Below are 21,348 nucleotides of genomic sequence, written 5' to 3'. Positions count from 1 at the left end.
CTTGACATTTTCGTCCGGGTGCCTCATACCCTTCGACTCGTGCCAACCTCCCTCGTCATCGTCGAGTCCCCCGCCAAGGCCCGCACCATCGCGGGCTACCTCGGCGACGGTTTCGTCGTCGAGTCGTCGATCGGACACGTCCGTGATCTGCCCGGTAGCGCAGCGGAGGTCCCCGCCAGCCACAAGGGCGAGACGTGGGCGCGGCTGGGGATCGACACGGAGAACGACTTCAAGCCGCTCTACGTCGTCAACGCCGACAAGAAGGACCAGATCCGCAAGCTGAAGAAGCTGCTCGCCGACGCCGACGAGCTCTACCTCGCGACTGATGAGGACCGCGAGGGTGAGGCGATCGCGTGGCATCTCCTCGAGGTGCTCTCGCCGCCGGAGAAGGTCGTCGTCAAACGCATGGTGTTCCACGAGATCACCCCGGCGGCCATCCAGGAGGCCATCGCCTCCCCACGCGAGATCGACCGCCGCCTCGTCGACGCCCAGGAGGCCCGCCGGCTCCTCGACCGCCTCTACGGCTACGAGGTCTCGCCGGTGCTGTGGAAGAAGGTCCTGCCGGGGCTGTCCGCCGGCCGCGTGCAGAGCGTCGCCACGCGCATCGTCGTCGAGCGCGAACGAGAGCGCATGGCCTTCGTCTCGGCGTCCTACTGGGATCTCGATGTGACCCTCGACGCTGGAGAGAACCACGAGCCCCGCAGCTTCGCCGCGTCGCTGCAGGCCGTCGACGGGACCCGGGTCGCGAGCGGCCGTGACTTCGCTCAGGACGGTCAGCTCCGCAGCGACGACGTCGTCGTCCTCGACGAGGCGGCCGTGCGGTCGCTCGCCGAGGGTCTCGCCGACGCAACCGCCGTGGTCACGTCCGTGGAGGCCAAGCCCTACCGCCGTCGGCCCGCCGCCCCCTTCATGACGTCGACCTTCCAGCAGGAAGCCGGCCGCAAGTTGCGGCTCTCGTCGGCGATGGCGATGCGCTCGGCCCAGTCTCTCTACGAGAAGGGCTACATCACCTACATGCGGACCGACTCGACGACGCTGTCGGAGACCGCGGTCAAGGCCGCCCGGGCGACCATCGCCGACCGGTACGGCCGGGACCACATGCCCGACGCCCCACGCGTCTACAACCGCAAGGTCCGCAACGCCCAGGAGGCCCACGAGGCGATCCGCCCGGCGGGTGACTCGTTCCGGGACCCCGACGCGGTGCGCGCCGAGGTGCCCAGGTCCGAGGCCGACGTCTACGAGTTGATCTGGAAGCGCACGATCGCCTCACAGATGACGGACGCCACCGGTGAGACCGTCCAGGTGCGCGCCGACGCCCCCGCCACCACGGGGCAGGTCGCCACCGTGTCGGCGTCGGGCACGGTGATCAGCCACCAGGGATTCCGGCGTGTGTATGTCGAGGACGTGGACGGCGACGCCCCTGACGAGAACGAGCGGGCGCTGCCTGCACTCGTCGAGGGTGACACCGCCGGAGTCGGCGATGTCACCGTCGACGGTCACGAGACCCAGCCACCGGCGCGCTACACGGAGGCGTCGCTGGTGAAGCGGCTCGAGGAACTCGGCGTCGGTCGTCCGTCCACCTACGCCTCGATCATGGGAACCATCCAGAACCGTGGCTACGTGTGGAAGAAGGGCTCCGCCCTCGTGCCGACGTTCACGGCGTTCAGCGTGGTGACCCTGCTCGAACGCCACTTCCCCGATCTCATCGACTACGAGTTCACGGCGCGGATGGAGGATGACCTCGACGGCATCGCCGGTGGCCTGACCCAGGCCATCCCGTGGTTGCGCCTCTTCTACTTCGGCGAGAACGACGGTCCCGGTCTCAAGGCGATGGTGTCCGAGCGCCTCGGCGAGATCGATGCCCGCGACATCAACTCCATCCCGCTCGGCCTGGACGCCGAGGGGCGGCCGGTGGTGGCGCGGGTCGGTCGGTACGGCCCCTATGTGCAGCGCGGTGAGGACACGGCGTCGGTACCCGACGAGATCCCCCCCGACGAGTTGACGATCGCCCGGGCCGTCGAGTTCATCGAGGCCCCCTCTGACGAACGCGTCCTCGGAAACGACCCCGAGACGGACCTTCCGGTGATCGCGAAGGCGGGCCGCTTCGGACCGTATGTCCAACTGGGCGAGATGACCGACGACGGCCCCAAACCGAAGACCGCGTCGCTGCTGTCGTCCATGGAACTGCCGACGGTGACCTTCGAGGACGCGATGAAACTGCTGTCGCTTCCGAGGGTCGTCGGCGTGGACCCCGCGGACGGTGAGGAGATCACGGCCCAGAACGGCCGCTACGGGCCCTACATCAAGAAGGCGAAGGACAGCCGTTCCCTCGAGACCGAGGACCAATTGTTCACGGTCACGCTCGAGGAGGCGCTCGCGCTCTACGCCCAGCCGAAGCGCCGCCGTGGCCAGACCACCAAGCCACCGCTGCGCGAGCTCGGCGAGGACGGCGTCAGCGGCAAGAAGATGGTGGTCAAGGACGGCCGATTCGGCCCCTATGTCACCGACGGAGAGGTGAACGCCTCGCTGCGCAAGGGCGACACCGTCGAGGAGCTGACCGACGAGCGCGCCTCAGAGCTCCTCCAGATGCGGCGTGACAAGGAGGCGGCGGGCGGGGGCAAGAAGAAGCCTGCCGCGAAGCGCAAGCCAGCCGCGAAGAAGAAGCCGGCCGCCAAGAAGAAGCCGGCTGCCAAGAAGCCGGCTGCCAGGAAGAAGCCCGCGGCGGACAAGGCGCCCGCGGCGGACAAGGCGCAGGAATCCTCCTAGCCTGAGCGGGTGACGTCGGCCCACCCAGACGGCGCAGAGCCCCCGGTACCGCCCGACACGGGCGGCGCCGTTCCCCTCGACCCGGACGGGCTCTGGAGCAACATCGAGCGGCGTCTCTTCGCGACGAACGCGTTCTTCCGCCTCTGGGCGGCGCAGTTCACCACCGGCCTCGGCGACTGGCTCGGGTTCCTGGCCATCACGGTCACCGCTGCGCGCGTCGGCGGTGGGAGCCCGGAGACCGCCGTCGGGATCGTCATGGCCGCCCGCCTGATCCCCGGGTTCTTCTTCGCGCAGGTGGCGGGGGTGCTCGCCGACCGCTGGGACAAGCGCCGTCTGATGGTCGTGTGCGACATCTCGCGGGCGGCCGTGCTGCTCGTGCTGCCCTTCGTCGACACTGTGTGGCAACTCGTCCTCGTCTCGCTCGCGCTCGAGGCCTTCACGCTGCTGTGGATCCCGGCGAAGGAGTCGATGGTTCCCAGCATCGTCCCGCGTGAGCACCTGACGACGGCCAACTCGCTGTCGATGGTCGCCACCTACGGCACCTTTCCCATTGCGGCGCTCGTCTTCGTCGGACTCGCCCGGGGAGCCGACGCCATCGCCGATGTCGAGGCGTTGGACTTCCTGCGGATCGACCAGGAGTCGCTCGGCTTCTACGTCGACGCGCTCACCTTCGCCCTGTCGGCGGTGCTGGTGGCCTCGATCCCCTTCCACCACAGTGGCCGGGTCGACGATGGTGAGACACGCCGACTGGACTTCGTCGGCACCTTCCGCGAGATGGGGGAGGGCGTGCGTTTCATCGTGATCAACCCGACTGTGCGGGCGGTCAACATCGGTCTCGCCACCGCGCTGTTGGGCGGCGGGATGATGGTTCCGCTCGGGATCGTCTACTCCGAAGAGGTCCTGGGTGCCGGCCCGGCGGGATTCGCCGGGATGCAGGTCGCTCTCGGCGTGGGACTCGGGCTCGGCGTGCTGGTCCTCACACTGCTGAAGAAGCACGTCTCCAAACACCGCCTCTTCGCCGGGTCGGTGGTCGGCGCGGGGGCCGCGCTGCTCGTGGCGGCGTCGCTGGGCACACTCGCTCTCGTGATCATCGCAATCGGCGTCCTGGGCATGTTCGCCGGTGGCGTCTACGTACTGGGCTTCACACTGCTGCACGAGGAGGTGGACGAGGACCTACGGGGTCGTGTCTTCGCTGCGCTCTACAGCGTCGTGCGCCTGTGTGTCGTGGCAGCGTTCGTCATCGGGCCGCTGCTGGCGGCGGGACTCGACGGCGCCTCGCACCGGCTCGTCGACAGGGGAGTCGACGTGCTCGGTCTCGATGTCTATCTGCCCGGCGTGCGCCTCACCCTGTGGCTCGCCGGTCTGATCATCATGGGAGCGGGTGTCGGTGCCGCATGGTCACTGCGGTCCGGGCGTCCGGCTTCGTTGAGGGCGGTGCGGTGACGCGGGGGCACTTCGTGGTCTTCGAGGGGCCCGACGGGGGCGGCAAGTCCACCCAGGCCCGCCGACTGGCCGAGCGGCGCGGTGCCGTGTCCACCCGGGAGCCGGGCGGGACCGCTCTGGGGCTGGCACTTCGGGAACTGCTCCTCGATGCCGACGTGGACATCGCCGAGACCACCGAGGCGTTGTTGATGGCTGCCGACAGGGCCCAGCACGTCGCGGAGATCGTCGAGCCGGCGCTCGCTGCCGGGAGTGACGTCGTGAGTGACCGCCACACCGGGTCGTCGCTGGCCTACCAGGGCCACGGCCGGGAACTCGGCGTCGAGCCCGTGGCGGCTCTGTCGGCGTTCGCGACGGTCGGCCTCCGCCCGGACCTCGTCATCCTCCTCGACGTGGACCCCGGCGTGCGCGCGGTCCGCTCGGGGGCGGACCCGGACCGCCTCGAGGCCGAGTCCCGGGCCTTTCACGAGCGGGTGCGGGCGGGGTACCTCGCCCTGGCCGCGGGGGATCCGAGCTGGGTCGTGGTCGACGGGGCGGGATCCATCGACGAGGTCGCCGCACGCGTCGACGCGATCGTTGCCGAGAGGCTGGGCTGGTGACGGTCGCCGACGACGTGTGGGGCGCGGTCCCGGGGCAGACCGCCGCTCTGGCCGTGCTCCGCGGCGCCGTCGCCGCGCCGGTGCACGCCTACCTCCTCGTCGGGCCCCACGGTTCGGGGCGCACGGCCGCGGCGCGCGCCTTCGCCGGCGCGCTGTTCGCATCGGAGGCGGCGGACCCGGGCGCGGCCCGAAGGCACGTCGAGCTGACACGAGAGGGTCACCATCCCGACCTCGTGGAGGTAGAGCCCCAGGGCGCGCAGCTGCGAGATGTGGACGCGTCGGTCGTCATCTCCGAACTCTCCCGCTCGCCCACCGAGGCGAGCCGCCGGGTGGTCGTGTGTCACCGGTTCCACACCGCCAACCCGACGGCGATCGGGAAGCTGCTGAAGGTCGTGGAGGAACCACCCCGGACCGGCATCGTCCTGATTCTCGCCGAGGAGGTCCCGCCGGAGCTCACAACGATCGCATCGCGTTGTGTCCGGGTGCCGTTCGGGCCCGTCCCCGACGGGTTCGTGGTCGACCACCTCGTCGCGATCGGCGTCGATGCCGCGCGTGCCGAGGCGGTGGCGCCCGCGTCACTCGGTGACCTGCGCCGGGCGGAGCTCCTCGCCGCCGACGAACGTTTCGGCGCACGGGCCGATGCGTGGCGCAGCGTCCCGCGTCGCCTCGACGGGTCCGGTGCGACGGTCATGAAGGTGGTCGACGAGATCCGGGGTCTGATCGACGAGGCCCAGGGCCCCCTGGACGCCCGCCACGCGCAGGAGCGCGAGGATCTGGCCGAACGCGAGGAGAGACTCGGCACGCGGGGGTCGGGCCGCGCCGACATCGAGGCCCGCCACAAGCGCGAGACGCGACGCCTCCGTGGCGACGAACTGCGCTACGGGCTGAGGGTTCTGGCCAGCGAGTACCGCACGGCCCTCGACGGGCCCGGCGCGGTTGCGGCGGCCGCTGCGATCGACGAGTTGCGTGCCGCCAACGAGGCGATGGTGAGGAATCCGAACGAGGCGCTGCTGTTGGAGGCGCTGCTTCTAAGGCTGCCGTCAGTAGAACACCCGAGTTGAAATGCCGGGCGTAGGCATCGGATCACCAGTGGTGCGCTCCGCCTCTGTTTGAATCATCGTCGGGGTAGGTCGCCGGCGCTCGCGTCGGGGACAACGGGCGGATGATGTTCCGTTTTCCGATCGGAGTCCCGTGCCTGCCCGCGTTGTCGCCCTCATCGTGTCCGCTGCTCTTCTTGCCGTCGTGGCGGGTGTTTCCATGTCGCCCGCAGGCGCGACGGAACCATCGGTCGGCAAGGCGGTGTCTCTCGTCAACGCGGACCGTAACGGCGACGGGACATTCCCCTCGGGCGGCGAGGTCAACTTCGACGTCACTCCCAGCTGCAGCTTCACCACCGGTGGGCCCTCGGACTGCAACTCCTTCGACCTGCGCGACACGATTCCGACCTTCACCGACATCGACGGCGCAACCGCCAAGATGGTCTTCGTGGGGGCGACCAACGGTGGGGTTCCTGTCGCCGCCGCCGACGATGGGACCTATGTGACCATCGACGACTGGGTGGCGGTGTTCGGTGACGACAGCTTCGATGCCGGTGACAGCGCACTCCTGCGGCTCACCTTTCGCTTTCCGCCCGGAATCACTCCGGACAACACGATCGTCACCAACCAGGCGCAGTTCGGGGTCTTCGACGGGGGTCCGGTCAGTGCGGTCGCGGAGGTCGTCGCCACCGCGAGGGCCAAGACGGCTTTCGACACCCGCAAGACCGGGCCCGCGAGCGTGGAGCAGGACACCGACGCCACGTACACGGTGCAGATCTGCAACGTCGCCCCGGCGGACCCCTACTTCGGTCCCCTCGACGGTGATCTTCTAGGGGCGACGCTCACTGACACACTGCCGCCCGAGGCCCAGTTCGTGAGTGCCAGCGCGAACAACGCAACACCGACCACGCCGGCGGTGGGTTCGTCCGGAACGGTCTCGTGGGACTTCGGGGACGTCACCATCCCGGCTGCGACCTGTTTGTCCGAGACGGTCACCATCCGGTTCACCGGTATCGACCCGGCCGACCTCGTGCCACCCCTCGAGACGTCCAACGACGTCGAGGCGGGTGGCACGCCGCCGGCCGGGTCGGAATTCGACACGACTGCCTCCCGCTCCATCGAGGTCGTCAACCCGACGCCCGGTGTCGCGGACGTTGCGAAGTCGGCGTCGCGGGGCTACGTCGACCTCGACGACGCCGACGGGGAGGGCGACAGCGTCGTCACGTACTCGATCACGCCGGCGAACACGGGTGGAGGAACGATCCTCGACGCGACCCTGACCGACACCATCCCCGACCACTTTGCGGTGACGAGCATTTCGCTCGGCACCTGGGCGTCGGGCCCCACCGGACCTTCGAACGACGGCGACGTCCGCTTCACCTTCGATCTCGAGAGCGGCGGATCGCTCGTCCGCACATCCGACGGGACGGCGCCGACAACGGTGACGACGCCCGACATCGACCCCACATCGGCGGCCACCACGGTCGTCGACGTCACGGTCGAGTACGGCGATGTGCCTGCCGACTGGGATCCGACCACGGCGATCACCCTCACGGGCTACTTCATCGACCCGGGTCGCTCCGGAGGCACCTTCGACCTGGCGACCAACTCCAACGAGGCGGTTCCCAACACGGCCTGCTTCGGGGGGACCACCGTCGACGCGCTGGGCGACACGATCGACACCGATGACTGCGCCACCGTGACGGTGCGGGTGGAGGACCCCCAGCCCCACGTCTCGATCACCAAGGCTGTGACGAGCGTCGGGAACCGCATCGACAACGACACCGTGCGTCCGTCCAGCGCCGACGTCACCACCACGCTCACGTGGGCCATCACGATTCGCAATCTCGCCGGAGGAGCCAACGGGGGTACCGCCGTCCTGCCCGACCCGGTGATCGCCGACCTCGTCCCCGTCCTGACGGGCGCCGGCCTGAGTGCCCCGTACAACTTCACGGCAACGGCGCCCGCGGGGGTGAACCTCGACGTCGGGGCGACTCCCGGCACGGACGTGACCGACGACACGCAGGATCGCGGCGGCGAGCAGCTTCTCTTGTGGGAGTTCAGCGGTGACCTGGCGCTCGGCGAGGCGATAACCGTCACATTCGACACCGACGTGGCGGAGTTCACGCCGCCCCAGTCGTTCACGAACGACGCCTGGGTCACCACCAACGCGCTGGACGGAACGAGTCAGGGACAGCGGTTCACATCCACAGCGGGCAGTGGGACCTGGCAGACCGACGTCGACGACGTCGATGACGACACAGCGACCGACGACCAGGTGCGCAGGGCGTCCCGAACCGCCGAGATCGTCGACTTCGTCGTGATGAGCTCCGAGAAGCTCGTTGCCGGCCCGAATCTCCCCTCGGAGCCGACCTGTGAGATCTACGGCGACGCTCTCGTCGACAACGTCAGCTTCGGACTCGATCGCTGCACCCGACCGGGCGATCGCGTGGACTACCGGGTCGTGCTCACCAACGACGGGAATGTGCCTCTCGAGGACATCGTCGTGATCGATCTGTTCCCCCGGGTCGGCGACACGTTCATCGTCCCCAACCAGACGACGGGCGCCGTGTCCGCACGGGGGTCAGAGTTCGACGTGAACCTGGTCGGGGAGATCGATCCCGGTACCGACCCGCTCATCATCGAGTACACGACGGTCGACGAGCCATGTCGCGGCGAGGACTTCTATCCGACTGCCCCGCAGCCGCCGTTGCCCTCCCCGCCGGGCTGCCAGCCCGCCGGCTGGACCACGGACTTCCCGACGCCATCCACCGACATCACAGGTGTGAGGATCACCTATGACGGGATCCTCGCGGTCAACGACTCCTTCGACTTCACGTGGCCGATGCGCGCCACCACCAGTGCAGCGCCGCTGGACATCGCAACCAACGCTTTCGGGTGGGCGGCCAAGTCGACGGTGTCGGACGCCCGGAACCGCTCGGCGCCGCCACCGGTCGACGTTCAGGTGCAGGAGCTCCTCCCGCTGACGCTCGGCGACTTCGTCTGGTTCGACTACGACTACGCAGGCGATCAGGACCTCGAAGAGGACGGCGTCGCCGGCGTGCCTGTCGGGCTGTTCGTCGACGAGGACGCCAGCGGCGGGTATACCGCTGGCGACACGCTCGTCAGCTGGACCGTCACCGACGACCCGGGTGGTGACCTCGGTCGCTATATCTTCAACAACCTCCCCGAGGGGAAGTACGTCCTTGTTTTCGCGCCGCCGACCTCCTATGTGGTCTCGCCGAAGGACGCGACCGACGACGCCTCCGACAGCGACATCGCTCCGCTTTCGCCGATCGGGACTACCCTTGGCGACCTCGGTGACTTCGGTGACTTCGTCACAGCGCTCGGCAGCGAGTACGAGGAGCTGTGGGAGGTGCCGGTGGACCTCACCGAGTCAGACATCACCTTCGACGCCGGGTTGTGGCGGCCCGATCCGGCGATCGACATCACGAAGTTCGTCAACGGTGAGGACGCCAACGTCGCGCCGGGCGTCTACGTGCCGTTCGGGCTGGACGTTGGCTGGACCTTCGATGTCACGAACACCGGCAACGTCGTCCTCGAGAACGTCACGCTGAACGACGGCGACCTGGAAACGGAGTTCCCGGGCCTCGTTGCCATCGACTGCCCCGAGACGACTCTCTATCCCGCGAGCCAGGACACCGCCGACACGCCCCAGACCATGACGTGTCTTGCACTCGTCGACGGAGCCGAGACCGTCCCGACTCCCACCGAGGGCGTCTTCACCAACGTGGCCGACGTCACGGCCGACCCGGTGCTGCCTGAGATCCCCTGGGACGAGCGCACCTACGACCAACTCGTCCGGATCGACGGCTCGCCGTATTTCGACGGCGACGGTAACCCGATCCCGGTGACCGATTCGGACCCGGCCAACGTCTTCGGGGCGGTCGCCGACATCGACATCGAGAAGGCCACGAACGGGGTAGACGCCGACACCGCACCCGGCTTCTACGTGGAGCCGGGCGAGACGATCACGTGGACCTACGTCGTGACGATCCCCGCAGGCGCCAATGTCGGTCTCGATGACATCGTGATCGTCGACGACGCCGGCACACCGGGGGACACCGGCGACGATCTCTCCACGGGAGCGGGCACGATCATGCCCGTCACTTCCGGCGGCTTCAACGTCGGCGACACCGACACCGACGGGATCCTCGATCTCGACGAGACCTGGCAGTACGAGGCCGGCTCGACGGCGTCCGCGCAGGAAGGCCAGTACTCGAACGAGGCCGACGTCTCGGGCCGTCCCGTGACTCCCGACGGTGTCCCGATCGAGAACCCCGACTCGACGCTCATGGAGCGCCCGACCGACGCCGACCCCTCGAACTACTTCGGCGCTGCCACCTCCATCGACGTGGAGAAGGCGACGAACGACACCGATGCTGATGATGCGCCCGGCCCGTTCGTGGCGCCTGGTTCGACTGTGACCTGGACCTATGTGGTGACGAACACCGGCAACGTCGACCTGGCGGACGTCGCCGTGACCGACGACCGGCTCGACGACACGGACATCAGCTGCGACGCATCGGCACTCGGCGACACCGACGACGACAATCTCGTCGACCTCCTCGGCCCGGACGAGTCGGTGACGTGCACCGCCACCGCCGACGCCGTCGAGGGGGTCTACGAGAACCTCGCCGGCGCGACCGGTGATCCCGTGGATCCCGACGGCGCGCCGATTGGCATCCTCGAGGCACCCACCGACGAGGATCCGTCGCATTACTTCGGGTACACGCCGTCGGTCGACATCGAGAAGGCGACCAACGGCACCGATGCCGACGGCCGTTGGGAGGCGCCGATCGCCCGCGAGGGTTCGACGGTGACGTGGACCTATGTGGTGACGAACACGGGCAATGTGGCGTTGACCGGTGTGGTCGTGTCCGACGATGTGATCGCTGAGGGTGACATCTCCTGTGCTGCGGTGAACGACGACGCCGGTGGCGACAACGTGGTGGATCTGCTCGTGCCGGGCCAGTCGGTGACGTGTTCGGCGACGGGGATCGCGGTGGAGGGGCTCTATGAGAACCTCTCCGATGTCGAGGGTCAGCCGGCGTATCCGTCTGCTCCCGGTGAGGGGTTCGATCCGGCTGATCCGGGGACCTATCCGAGTGATCCGGCCGATTACGGCGACATCGTCGATGACGATTCCGGCGAGGTGTCCGAACCCGTTGTCGACGACGATCCGTCGCACTACTTCACTCCGGTGGCGTCTATCGACATCGAGAAGTCGACCAACGGTGAGGACGCGGACAACCCGTCCGGGCCCGTCGTCGCCCCCGGTTCCTCAGTGACCTGGACCTATGTGGTGACGAACACGGGGAATGTGGCGTTGAGCGCTGTCGTCGTGTCCGATGATCGACTCGACGGAGCGGCCATCTCGTGTGACCCGGTGAACGGCGACGCGGGTGGCGACAACGTGGTGGATCTGCTCCTGCCCGGCCAGTCGGTGATCTGCACGGCGAGCGCTCCTGCGGTGGTCGGCTCGTACGAGAACCTCGCCGACGTGATCGGATCACCCGCGCTGCCGACCGAGCCCGATCCCTCCTTTGACCCTTCGGACCCCGCGACGTACCCGACCGACCCCGGTTCCTACGGGCCGATCATCGACCCCGAGACGGAGACACCATTCGACGACGTCACCGACGAAGACCCCTCTCACTACTTCGGCGGATCCCCTGCCATCGACATCGAGAAGTCGACCAACGGTGAAGACGCGGACTCGCCGACCGGTCCCGAACTCGTCGTCGGTGAAACTGTGACGTGGACCTACGTCGTCACCAACACAGGCAACACGAATCTCTTCTCGGTGACCGTCACGGACAACCAGATCCCCGACGAGGACATCTCGTGCGATCCGCTCAACGATGATGACGACGGCGACAACGTGATCGCCGTCATGACCCCGGGTGAGACGGTGACCTGCGTCGCGACCGGCGTCGTCGTCGAGGGCCAGTACGCAAACATGGCCACGGTCGGCGCGATGGCGAGGTTCCCGCTGCTCCCTGTGCGTGACTCGGACCCGAGTCATTACGTGGGCGTGGTTGCCGACGAGCCCGCGCCGACTCCCTCACCCGAACCCGACGACGCCGTCGGGCCCGCCACCGACACCCCCGATGACCCGCAGGTCGCGCCGGGACCCGACGGCGACGTCGGCGGTGGCCTCGCCTTCACCGGCGCCTCGCCGCTGGCGGCCGTTACGCTCGCGGCGATTCTCATCGCCACCGGGCTCGCACTGTTCGCGCTCGGTCGACGTCGTAGGAGGCTCTTCGGCTAGCCCCACGCGAGCGGTTCCAGGTGGCCGTCGACGTGGCCGTGTCGTTCAGACTGCCGTCAGCCGGCGCAGCTGGCATCGGTGCTGCGTTGTAGGTTCGGGGCCTTGCAACTCCTCGTCGCGTCAGACCTGCACTACACGCTGCCCCAACTCGACTGGATCCTGGCCCAGGCCCCCGAGTTCGACGCGGTCGTCTTGGCCGGGGACCATCTCGACCTGTCGTCGTCGGTTCCGCTCGAATCCCAGATCGTGGTCATCCGGACCTATCTGGAGAAGATGGCGGCGGTGACCGATGTGATCGCCTGTTCGGGCAACCACGATCTCACGGCGCGCAACTCCCACGACGAGAAGAGCGCACCGTGGATCGAGACGGCCGACGAGGTGGGCGCCCACGTGGACTGGGGTCGCCTGGACCGCGGCGACGTCAGGGTCACGATCTGTCCGTGGTGGGACGGTCCGGCGACCCGGGCCGACGTCGACGCCCAGTTCGACAAGGACGCCGTCGACCGGCCACCCGTGTGGATCTGGGTCTACCACTACCCGCCCGACGAGTCCCCCGTGTCCTGGATCGGCAAACGCCATATCGGCGACAAGGACTTGAACGCCTGGATCGACAAGCACCAGCCGGATCTCGTTCTCACCGGGCACATCCACGACTCACCCTTCAAGGAGGGCGGGGACTGGGTCGGGCGGATCGGCGAGACCTGGGTCATGAACGCCGGTCGCCAGATGGGCCCACTGCCGGCGCACGTCGTGGTGGACACCGACGCGGGGTCCGCGGAGTGGTTCTCGTTCGAACGGCAGGGGACCGAACAGCTCTGGCCGCCGCGGGTGCCCGCCGGGGCCTGAGCCGGTTCAGTAGAGCGGGTCCGGGTCGCGCTCGGAGCCGGGCTCGACGGTGGCCTGCTCGCCGAAGGTGAGCTGCGACAGGACCTCGTCCACCAGACCGAGGTGGCCGTCCTCGCCGCCGTACTGGGCTTTGACGTCGGCGAGGTAGCCGACGAGACGGTTGAGACGTCGGGCGAGCACGCGTGAGATCTCGAGCAGGATCTCGCGGTCGCTGAGCAGGAACTCCGCGGCGTCCTCCACCACGTGGACCTTCGACGGTCGTGCGGCGGTGACCGTGGCCCCGTGCGGAGTGTCCAACAGGATCGACATTTCGGCGATGGGGGTACCGGCCTCGGTGATCATGGCGATCCGTGACCCGGCGAAGGAGACCTCGAAGGTGCCGTCGACCACGACGAACAGACGCCCCGTGCGGCCGCCCTCGGTCACGAGGGTCTCGCCTTCGGCGAGCTCGAGAACCGGAAGGCCCTGACAGCGTTGCAGCAGCGGCGAGGTCATCGCGGCGACGCTAGCGGTTCGCCCGTTCCACGACTGTCGAAGCTGACCCGAAGCTGTCGGCGGGCCCGCTCTTTGTCGCGTGTGAACGGGAGGGTCGGGCCGTGCGCGCGGCTTGGTAACGTGAGTCGCCGTCGCCCGAGTAGCTCAGTCGGCAGAGCAATTCACTCGTAATGAATAGGTCGTCGGTTCGATTCCGACCTCGGGCTCTCGACTCGACAGCTGTGTACCCTCCGGGACCGTCCGCCTGCCAGTTCCCCGGCGATCCGGCCGGGAATGGGGGTGCCCCGCTCAGCGGGGTGGGCGGCCGTGCCTCCCAGAGTTGCGATCCCGGGCTCGACGCTGAGCCCGGTTGGGGCCTGGAGTGGTGACCGGTCGCGGGTCGTCGAGGCGTCGTGCGGCCCTGGCGTGGCACGCGCAGAAGTGGGACGAACCCGGCAGCACCTGGAGGAAGTCTCCCTCGCCCGGTCTGCGCCGATAGCGCTCCGCCCAGAGATTCACGAGGTCACCGTCGAGGTGTCGGGGGTGGACCTGCACCAGCTCGACATCCAGCTGGGCGAGCGACCGGGCATCCGGTGGGGATCCCGTTTCCACGACCGTCGCGGCGATGGCCTGCACGAGCCTCTGTTGGAAGTCGGGCTCGACGTCGATGCATACCAGGTCGGGCTGGCCGCAGTTCTCGGCGAGGCCGATGGTGTAGGTCCACCCGGTGCCGTCGGGGTTCTCGACGCCGACCCGTGTGAAGCCGTGGACCCGGATGGCCAGGTCGAGTTCCCGCGTGAGTTCTTCATCGGAGTAGCCGTCACAGATTCTGCACATGAGGCCATGGTGTCGCCGGGGTGTGACGGTGTGCCGGGTGTCTGGCGACGGGCGGGGGACCTTGGCCCTTGCGGAAGTCACGACGCGGGTGGAGGATCGTCGCCATGGAACTCCTCCCCGACAGACTCGAGTGGTACATCACGGGACCGCTCCTCGGCCTACTTGTGGTTGGACTGTTCGTCGTGGCGAACCAGCCGCTCGGCGCCAGCGGCGCCTATCTCCAGACGATCAAGGCGGCCCGCCATGACGTCGACACCGTGTCGTGGCGGGTGTGGTATTTCGGGGGGATCTTCGCCGGGGGAATGCTGGCGGCGGCACTGGGTGCGGGCGTGGACGCCCGCACCGGCTACGACGCGATGAAGGAGGCAGGCTGGTCGAAACCGGTCATCGCCATCGTCGTCTTCCTCGCCGCCATCGTGATGGGGTACGGCGCCCGGATGGCCGGAGGTTGCACCTCGGGCCACGGGATCTGCGGCACGGCCCAGCGGTCACCGGCGAGTTGGGCCGCCACCGCGACGTTCGTCGGAACGGCCGTCGTCGTGACGTTCATCCTCACGTCGCTCACGAGCCTCGGCGATCTGGACCTCGTCGACGGTGTGTTGGTGAAGTCATGAAGCTGCGCATGAACCTCGTCGGTGGGGTCTTCGGCGCCGCATTCGGATTCGTCCTCGTCGCAGCCCAACTCCATGAGTACGACACCATCCACAAGACGCTGCGGCTCGACGAGCCCGACGTCTTCCTCCTCATGGGGCTCGCGATCGGCGTGTCCCTGCCGCTGCTGATGATCCTCGACCGGCGGTCCCTCAGGACGATCTATGGCGGGCAACTCAAGCTCTCGCGCTCGAAGGTCGAACGGCACCACATCATCGGCGGCGCCCTGTTCGGGACGGGATGGGCGCTCGCGGGGACGTGCCCCGCTCCGGCGCTGGCCATGCTCGCGTCCGGTGCGTTCTACGGCGGAATCGCGGTCGTCGGGTTGTTCGTCGGGCTGTACATCCGCGACGTCCAGACCTCGGCGGGGCTCGCTCCTGCCGGCGACGGGGAGCACCGCGAGATCGTCGCCTCGGGTCGCTGAGGGGGTCGCCGTCGTCGGTCAGCGCGTGTCCATGTCCTCCAGGAAGGAACCGATCGTGGCGGCCACCTCGACGGGATGGGTGAGCGTGGGGATGTGGGCCGCCCCGGGGATGGTGACGAGGGGACCAGCGCCTGTGAGCCCGTCGGCGAGTTCCGTGGCGCGTTCGGCGGAAATCCATCCGTCGTTCTCACCCCGGATGACGAGAGCGGGAGCTCTGACCCGCCGGAGATCCGCCCGACGATCCGGGCGGTTGAACAGTGCTTCGAACGCCTCGATGTAGAGACTGCCGTCGCGGGCCATCCAGTACTCGACCCAGGCCGGGTTGCCGGGGTGATCGGCCCCGAAGTTCATTTCGGCCATCCAGTGGGCGTGTGCGTGGTCGAGCCCCTCCGCCGCCCATCGCCGGACCGCCGCGCGTTGCGGCGGGATCACCTCCGGCGGTTCGGTCGCGGCCTGGCACGCGATGAGGACGAGGCCGGCGACCCGCTCGGCGTGGGCGAGGCCGAGTTCCAGCGCGACGAACGCCCCCTGGCTGACACCGCCCACCACCGCGGACTCGATTTCGAAGTGGTCGAGCACGGCGAGCAGGTCCCCAGCGAGGTCCGCGTAGGAGAATCCGCCCTCGGGGGCAGATCGTCCCCCGTGGCCGCGTGCATCCCAGGTCAGGACGTGGCGATCTCTCCCAAGGAGGACGGCGGTCGGTTCGACGGTGGAACGGTCTGTGGTCACAGCGTGGCCGAGGACGACGGGTGGGGCCCCGTTCCGCTCGCCGAACAGGGTGACGTGGTCGATCGCGTCGGTCATCGCCGCTCCGTTCGTTCACCTGTCAGGGCCCCCAGACGGTACCCGACCGCCCGGTCCGGAGATCCCGGGACCGGCTCCACACGCCGCCGTCAGGTCTCTGCGGTCCAGTCGGTCCAGTCCACGCCTGTCTCGGCCACGTACGCGCTGACCGCGGTGCCGATCGTCGGATGGAGTCTGTCCGGTCCGAGCTGGTCGATGACCCCGAACGCTGCGAGCTTGTCCTTGGCCGGTCCCTTGAGTTCGGCGAACGCGAAACCGACACCGATTCCCGTCAGGTGGTCGATCAGGTCGTTGAGGATCTCGGCGCCGCTCGAGTCGATGTCGGTGATGGGTTCCGCGGCGATGACGACGCGTCGGACCTCTGAGTCGGCATCGTCGACGATCCCGCGGATCCTCTCGTCGAAGTACTCGGCGTTGCCGAAGAAGAGAGGGCCGTCGAACCTGTAGAGAACCAGACCGGGAACCCGGCGGGCCTCCGGATGGCGGTCGACGTCGTGGTAGCCCTTCCGGCCCCGGATACGACCGAGGACGGCGTCGTAGGGCCGCCACGCCCGCCGTACGAAGGCGGCCAGTGACAGGCCCACCGCGATGACGATTCCCTCGAGGACACCCACGAACGCGACGCCGGCGGTGGCGGCGAGGGACAGCGCCGCCTCGGAGGGGCTGACGCGTGCGAGCCACCGCAGGGTGCCGACGTCGATGAGCGACACGGCCGCCACCATCACGACGGCGGCGAGGGCGGCCGAGGGGATGTCGGCCACCAGGTCGGCGCCGAACAGGAGCACAGCGGCCACGAGGAGCGCACCGACGAGGCCGGCCATCTGGCTGCGGGCCCCGGCCGCGGCGGCGACGGCGGTGCGCGACGAACTGGCGCTTGTGGGAAATCCTCCGAAGACTCCTGAGGCGATGTCGGCGATCCCGATGGCGACGATCTCGTCGTCGGTGTCGGTGCGTTCACCGACCTTCGGCCCGATCGAACGCGACAGCGCCGCGGTGTCCGCGATGGTCACGAACGCGATCCCGATGGCGGCGATGGCGAGGTCCCGTGCCTGTCCGCCGGAGACGTCGGGCCAGGCGGGCGTCGGTAGACCCGACGGGACGTCGCCGATCACCGACACGCCGCGGTCGGCGAGGTCGGCGCTCGAGACGACGAGCGTCGCTGTCACGATGCTCACGGCGAAGCCGACGGCGATGGTCCCCAGCGCCCGGGCTGCCTCGATCGCCGCGATGCAGCCGACCCCGATCACCGCCGATTCCCACACGACGCCGCCGTCGCGGAGTCCGTCGATCAGGCCGTCGATCAGTTCGGGCAGCACCTCCCCGCTGGTTCCGAAGCCGAGGAGCTTCGGCAGCTGCCCTGCGAGGACGACGAGCGCGATCCCGTTGAGGTAGCCGGTGCGCACGGGTCGCGAGAGAACCCCGGCGATGATCCCAACGCCGGCCAGGCCCGCGATCACACACAGCGCACCGGCGAACAGAGCGAGCATCGCCGCGAGCGCGACGGCCTCGGCGGGGCTCGCGTCGATCGCGACCAGGGGGAGGACAGCGGCCGCGATCAGCGGGGCGAGCGAGGAGTCGGGACCGATGACAAGGACCCTCGACGGCCCGAACACCGCGTAGGCCACGAGCCCGACGACGGTCGTGTACAGCCCTGTCACGGCAGGGAGCCCGGCGAGCTCGGCGTAGGCCACGCCCTGGGGGATCAACAGCGCGGCGAGCGCCAGGCCGGCGAGCGCGTCGCGGGGCGAGCCCCGGCCCTCCCTGCCGGCGAGGATGGCGAGACCGGGGAACCACCGGGTGGCACTTCGGCGCATCGGTGACCCGCTCATGGGCGCGTCAGGACCTCGGCACGACGATCCCCAGTGCGTCGCGGTCGGCCGTCTCGTCGGTGACGCCGTCGGCGCGCAGGAGGTGCTTCTGGACCCTGTGCGTCGGCGTCTTGGGCAGCGAGTCCATGACCCGGATGTAGCGGGGCACCGTGAAGCGCGGCATCGTCTCGATGCAGAACGCGAACAGTTCTGCGGCATCGAAACCGGTGGTGCTTTCCAGGACGACCGCGACCATGACGTCGTCTTCGGCGAGATCGGACTCCACGGCGTAGGCGGCGCACTCCGCCACGTTCGGGTGCGCACCGACAGCGGCTTCCACCTCGAAGCTCGAGATGTTCTCGCCCCGGCGTCGCAGTGAGTCCTTGATCCGGTCGACGAAGATCAGGTCGCCCTCGTCGGTGAGGTAGCCCCGGTCACCGCTGTGGAACCAGAGGTTCCGGAACGCGTTGATCGTGGCGTCGGGCATCTCCCAGTAGCCCGAGAAGATGCCGGACGCGACCGCTGGCCGCGCCACGATCTCACCGCTCACGCCGGGGGGGCACGGGTCGTCGTTCTCGTCGTGGATGGCGATCTCTACGTGGGGAAGTGCCGTGCCGTTCGTGCCGGCCTTGCGGTTGCCGGGTTCGGTCGCCGTTGCGATGCCGAGTTCGGTCGACCCGTACCCCTGGATCAACTCGAGTCCGAAGCGCTTCTCGAAGGCTTCCATGAGGTGTTCGACCGGTGCTGCGCCGAACAGGCGCGTCATCGGGTTGTCCAGGTCGTTCGGCTTCTCGTCCGCCGCCATCAGTACATGCAGCAGGGCACCCATGTAGATGCTCCACGTGGCGCCCTCGGAGCGCACGTCGTCCCACCACGACCCCGCCGAGAACGTCTCGCGGATGGCGACCTTTCCGCCCGTTGCGAAGGCCGTTGCTCCGATCACGTTGCGGGCGACGATGTGGAACATCGGGAACGGCGAGTAGGCCACGTCGCCGGGACCGACGCCCATCAGGTGGATCGCCGTGTTGACGGCCGCCTGGAAGATGGTCCGACTCGACTGCATGACGCCCTTGGAGGGCCCGGTGGTGCCCGATGTGAACAGTATGTAGGCGAGGTCGGTGGGGGTCCGTTCGATGCGGCCGGTCGGGTCCGAGGCGACGATCTCCGAGAACGGGGTCACGGGCCAGTCGAGGTCGACCCCGTCCGTGTCGCCGACGACGATGACGTTCTCGAGGGACGGCAGGTCGAGACCCGCGAGGCGATCGGCCCAACGGTCACGGACCACCATCGCTTTCGCCCCCGAGTTCGTCAGGATGTGGCGGAGGAACTCGCCCTTGTAGTCGGTGTTGACCGGCACCTCGGTGCCGGCCGCCCAGGCGATGCCGAACCACGACTCGAAGGTGTGCAGTGCCGGTTCGAGCATGGTGGCGACGCGGTCGCCCGGCTGGATGCCCAGTTCGCCCAGGGATCGGGCCACGCGCGCGGCCTTGTCACGCAACTCCCCGTACGTCAGCTCGCCGCTCTCGCTGTGGAGCGCCACCTCCTCACCCATCGAGGTGCCGCGATCGTCGATCAGGGCGGCGAGTTCGGGCGGTCCTCCATAGACGTGTCGCATGGCCCACTTACTAGTCGCTACCGGCGGCGTCCCGCTCGCCATCGGCCCGATACCGACTGCGATCAGGCGGAGGTCGCCGCTGTGGGCGAGGCTTGTGCCATGGACCGGAGGACTCGGTGAGGACGCTGTGGACGGGCCGTGACATCGCCGCACCGGCGTCGACGTTGTGGGACCTGCTCACCGATCTCGACGCATGGGCGCGGTGGGGACCGTCGGTGCGGTCCGCGACCCTCGTCGGTTCCGGGACGTTGCGGTCGGGCGCGCGCGGCACGGTGACCACCGCACTGGGCGTGTCGCTGCCCTTCGAGGTGACGGCGTGGGATCCGCCGTGGCGGTGGGCGTGGAGGGTCGCCGGAATCGGCGCGACCGATCATGTCGTCTCCGAGGTCCATGCCGGGTCGTGCAATGTCCGCTTCGGCGTGCCGTTCGTCGCGGCGCCCTACCTGGCGGTCTGCCGGGTCGCCCTCGGCCGACTCGAGAGTATGGCGCTCGAATCCTGACGGACCGACGCGACCTCAGCCGTCGCCGGGAGTCCCCGGCCCGACGCGTTCTCAGTCGTCGTCGGCCGTCGTCTCGGCGGTGTCGGCGGCGATGGTCTCGCGTCCTGTGTCGGTGACGGTGTCGCGGTCGGCCTCGGGGTCCATTCCCGGCATGACGGTGTCGCGGGTGGCCCGGTTCTCGTCGATGGTCGGGCGCACTGCTTCCGGGTCGTCCGGCCCGATGGTCTCGCGGCCTGTGTCGGTGACGGTGTCGCGGTCGGCCTCGGGATCCATTCCCGGCATGACGGTGTCGCGGGTCGCCCGGTTCTCGTCGATGGTCGGGCGCAGTGCCTCCGGGTCCATGGACTTCGTCGGCTCGTCGCGCTCGCCGTCGAGGACGACCGTGGCTCGGTCCCGCTCGGGATCCAGGTCGTCGCGTTCGTCTTCGTCGAGGTCCTTCGGCGCGAGCGTGAGGAAGTAGCCGACGCCGAAACCGATGAGCGCGGCGATGATCACGAGGGGTATCCACTGGGCGCCGGACATGGCGCGGAAGCGGAACAGCGACGAGGCGATAGCCAGCACCACGCCGACCTGGAGGCCGACGATCCCCAGACGCGTCGCCCTGACGAGGCGGTTGACCTCGAGACGTCGCCGGAGGATCGCGATGAGATTGCGCAGGACGACGACGGCGGCGAACACGATCAGCAGGTAGAAGACCGTGTTGGCCGCCGCGAACGCGTCGCCGCGGATGTCGAGTGTGAAGTCGCGGCTCGCGAGCGTGGAGTTCTCGCCGTCGAGGAGGCGCATCTCGGCCCGGAAGTACCCGGACGCCTGCCCCTCGACGCCGACGAAGTCGACCGGGAGGGTGACGGACTCGGACTCCCCCGGCTCCACGACGATCTGGGTGCGCAGCGCCTGGGTGAGGAACGTGAACGACAGGAGCTTCGACTCGATCCGGATCTGGCCCACCTCGACCGACTCGTCGCCGTCATTGGTGACCGTCAGTTCCAGGTCGATGATGTCGGCGGAGTCGACCCTCAGCGGGCTGGCGCTGTCGACGTCGTCGAGGGACCGATCCCCGAAGACGGCATCGAAGGTGACGTCGCCGTTCTGGGCGGCCGCGGGCGCGCTGGTCGCCAGCAGGCCGGCCGAAACGATGACGATGGCCGCGACGGCCGGGACCCAACGGCCCGCGGATGTCTGCTGCTGCCGCTGTTCTATCGGTGTCTTCAAGGAACTGAACATTATCTGACCGGCTCTGGCGGGGCGCTGT

15 protein-coding genes and 1 tRNA gene are annotated in these 21,348 nt (G+C 68.7%); 10 read left to right on the top strand and 6 right to left on the bottom strand.

From position 1 onward, the window contains the following. Positions 1-39 precede the first annotated feature (39 nt). The 6 genes from topA (at position 40) to RIE08_18150 (ending at position 12,983) form a co-directional block, all read left to right on the top strand. Positions 40-2,766: a type I DNA topoisomerase gene (gene topA, locus RIE08_18175; GenBank protein ID MEQ8719534.1), complete on the top strand. Its 2,727-nt coding sequence runs from the start codon at positions 40-42 to the stop codon at positions 2,764-2,766. A gap of 9 nt (positions 2,767-2,775) precedes the next feature. Then, entirely contained in the window at positions 2,776-4,209 is a 1,434-nt protein-coding gene (locus tag RIE08_18170; GenBank protein MEQ8719533.1) for an MFS transporter, read from the top strand. Then, on the top strand, positions 4,206-4,805 hold the full coding sequence (gene tmk / locus RIE08_18165) for a dTMP kinase (GenBank protein MEQ8719532.1): 600 nt from the start codon (positions 4,206-4,208) through the stop codon (positions 4,803-4,805). Before RIE08_18170 ends, tmk begins: the two co-directional genes overlap by 4 nt. Further along, positions 4,802-5,866: a hypothetical protein gene (locus RIE08_18160; GenBank protein ID MEQ8719531.1), complete on the top strand. Its 1,065-nt coding sequence runs from the start codon at positions 4,802-4,804 to the stop codon at positions 5,864-5,866. Before tmk ends, RIE08_18160 begins: the two co-directional genes overlap by 4 nt. Positions 5,867-5,996: 130 nt before the next feature. Then, positions 5,997-12,137 carry an SdrD B-like domain-containing protein gene (locus RIE08_18155; GenBank protein ID MEQ8719530.1) on the top strand — a complete coding sequence of 2,047 codons (6,141 nt, stop codon included), beginning with the start codon at positions 5,997-5,999 and terminating at the stop codon, positions 12,135-12,137. 102 nt (positions 12,138-12,239) lie between these two features. Next, positions 12,240-12,983, top strand: a complete 744-nt coding sequence (locus RIE08_18150; GenBank protein ID MEQ8719529.1) for a metallophosphoesterase family protein — start codon at positions 12,240-12,242, stop codon at positions 12,981-12,983. A 6-nt stretch (positions 12,984-12,989) separates the two neighbouring features. Here RIE08_18150 and RIE08_18145 read toward each other — a convergent pair whose 3' ends face one another. Continuing rightward, positions 12,990-13,478: a cyclic nucleotide-binding domain-containing protein gene (locus RIE08_18145; protein ID MEQ8719528.1), complete on the bottom strand. Its 489-nt coding sequence runs from the start codon at positions 13,476-13,478 to the stop codon at positions 12,990-12,992. Between the two features lie 133 nt (positions 13,479-13,611). Here RIE08_18145 and RIE08_18140 point away from each other — a divergent pair. Further along, a tRNA-Thr gene (locus RIE08_18140) sits at positions 13,612-13,684 on the top strand. Positions 13,685-13,766: 82 nt separating this feature from the next. Here RIE08_18140 and RIE08_18135 read toward each other — a convergent pair. Then, a complete protein-coding gene (locus tag RIE08_18135; protein ID MEQ8719527.1) occupies positions 13,767-14,294 on the bottom strand; it encodes a DUF4262 domain-containing protein in 528 nt (175 codons plus the stop codon). A 104-nt stretch (positions 14,295-14,398) separates the two neighbouring features. Here RIE08_18135 and RIE08_18130 point away from each other — a divergent pair, with 104 nt between their 5' ends. Beyond that, complete coding sequence (locus RIE08_18130; protein ID MEQ8719526.1) at positions 14,399-14,908, top strand: YeeE/YedE thiosulfate transporter family protein; 510 nt, start codon at positions 14,399-14,401, stop codon at positions 14,906-14,908. Continuing rightward, positions 14,905-15,369 carry a YeeE/YedE thiosulfate transporter family protein gene (locus RIE08_18125; protein MEQ8719525.1) on the top strand — a complete coding sequence of 155 codons (465 nt, stop codon included), beginning with the start codon at positions 14,905-14,907 and terminating at the stop codon, positions 15,367-15,369. The genes RIE08_18130 and RIE08_18125 overlap by 4 nt, the downstream gene beginning before the upstream one ends. 18 nt (positions 15,370-15,387) lie before the next feature. On the opposite strand, the gene RIE08_18120 is transcribed toward RIE08_18125, so the two are convergent. From RIE08_18120 to RIE08_18110, 3 genes are all read right to left on the bottom strand, one after another. Then, a complete protein-coding gene (locus RIE08_18120; GenBank protein MEQ8719524.1) occupies positions 15,388-16,173 on the bottom strand; it encodes an alpha/beta hydrolase in 786 nt (261 codons plus the stop codon). An 89-nt stretch (positions 16,174-16,262) separates the two neighbouring features. After that, entirely contained in the window at positions 16,263-17,987 is a 1,725-nt protein-coding gene (locus RIE08_18115; protein MEQ8719523.1) for a SulP family inorganic anion transporter, read from the bottom strand. 22 nt (positions 17,988-18,009) lie between these two features. Further along, on the bottom strand, positions 18,010-19,596 hold the full coding sequence (locus tag RIE08_18110; GenBank protein MEQ8719522.1) for an AMP-binding protein: 1,587 nt from the start codon (positions 19,594-19,596) through the stop codon (positions 18,010-18,012). A gap of 116 nt (positions 19,597-19,712) precedes the next feature. On the opposite strand from RIE08_18110, the gene RIE08_18105 reads away from it, so the two are divergent. After that, on the top strand, positions 19,713-20,096 hold the full coding sequence (locus RIE08_18105) for an SRPBCC family protein (GenBank protein MEQ8719521.1): 384 nt from the start codon (positions 19,713-19,715) through the stop codon (positions 20,094-20,096). A 51-nt stretch (positions 20,097-20,147) separates the two neighbouring features. On the opposite strand, the gene RIE08_18100 is transcribed toward RIE08_18105, so the two are convergent. After that, positions 20,148-21,308 (bottom strand): hypothetical protein, encoded by a 1,161-nt coding sequence (locus RIE08_18100; protein MEQ8719520.1) that lies wholly within the window; start codon positions 21,306-21,308, stop codon positions 20,148-20,150. Between the last annotated feature and the right edge of the window lie 40 nt (positions 21,309-21,348).

This window comes from Acidimicrobiales bacterium (assembly GCA_040219085.1).
Taxonomy (GTDB): Bacteria; Actinomycetota; Acidimicrobiia; order Acidimicrobiales; family JAVJTC01; genus JAVJTC01.
This window is presented reverse-complemented; position numbering and strand designations above follow the sequence as displayed.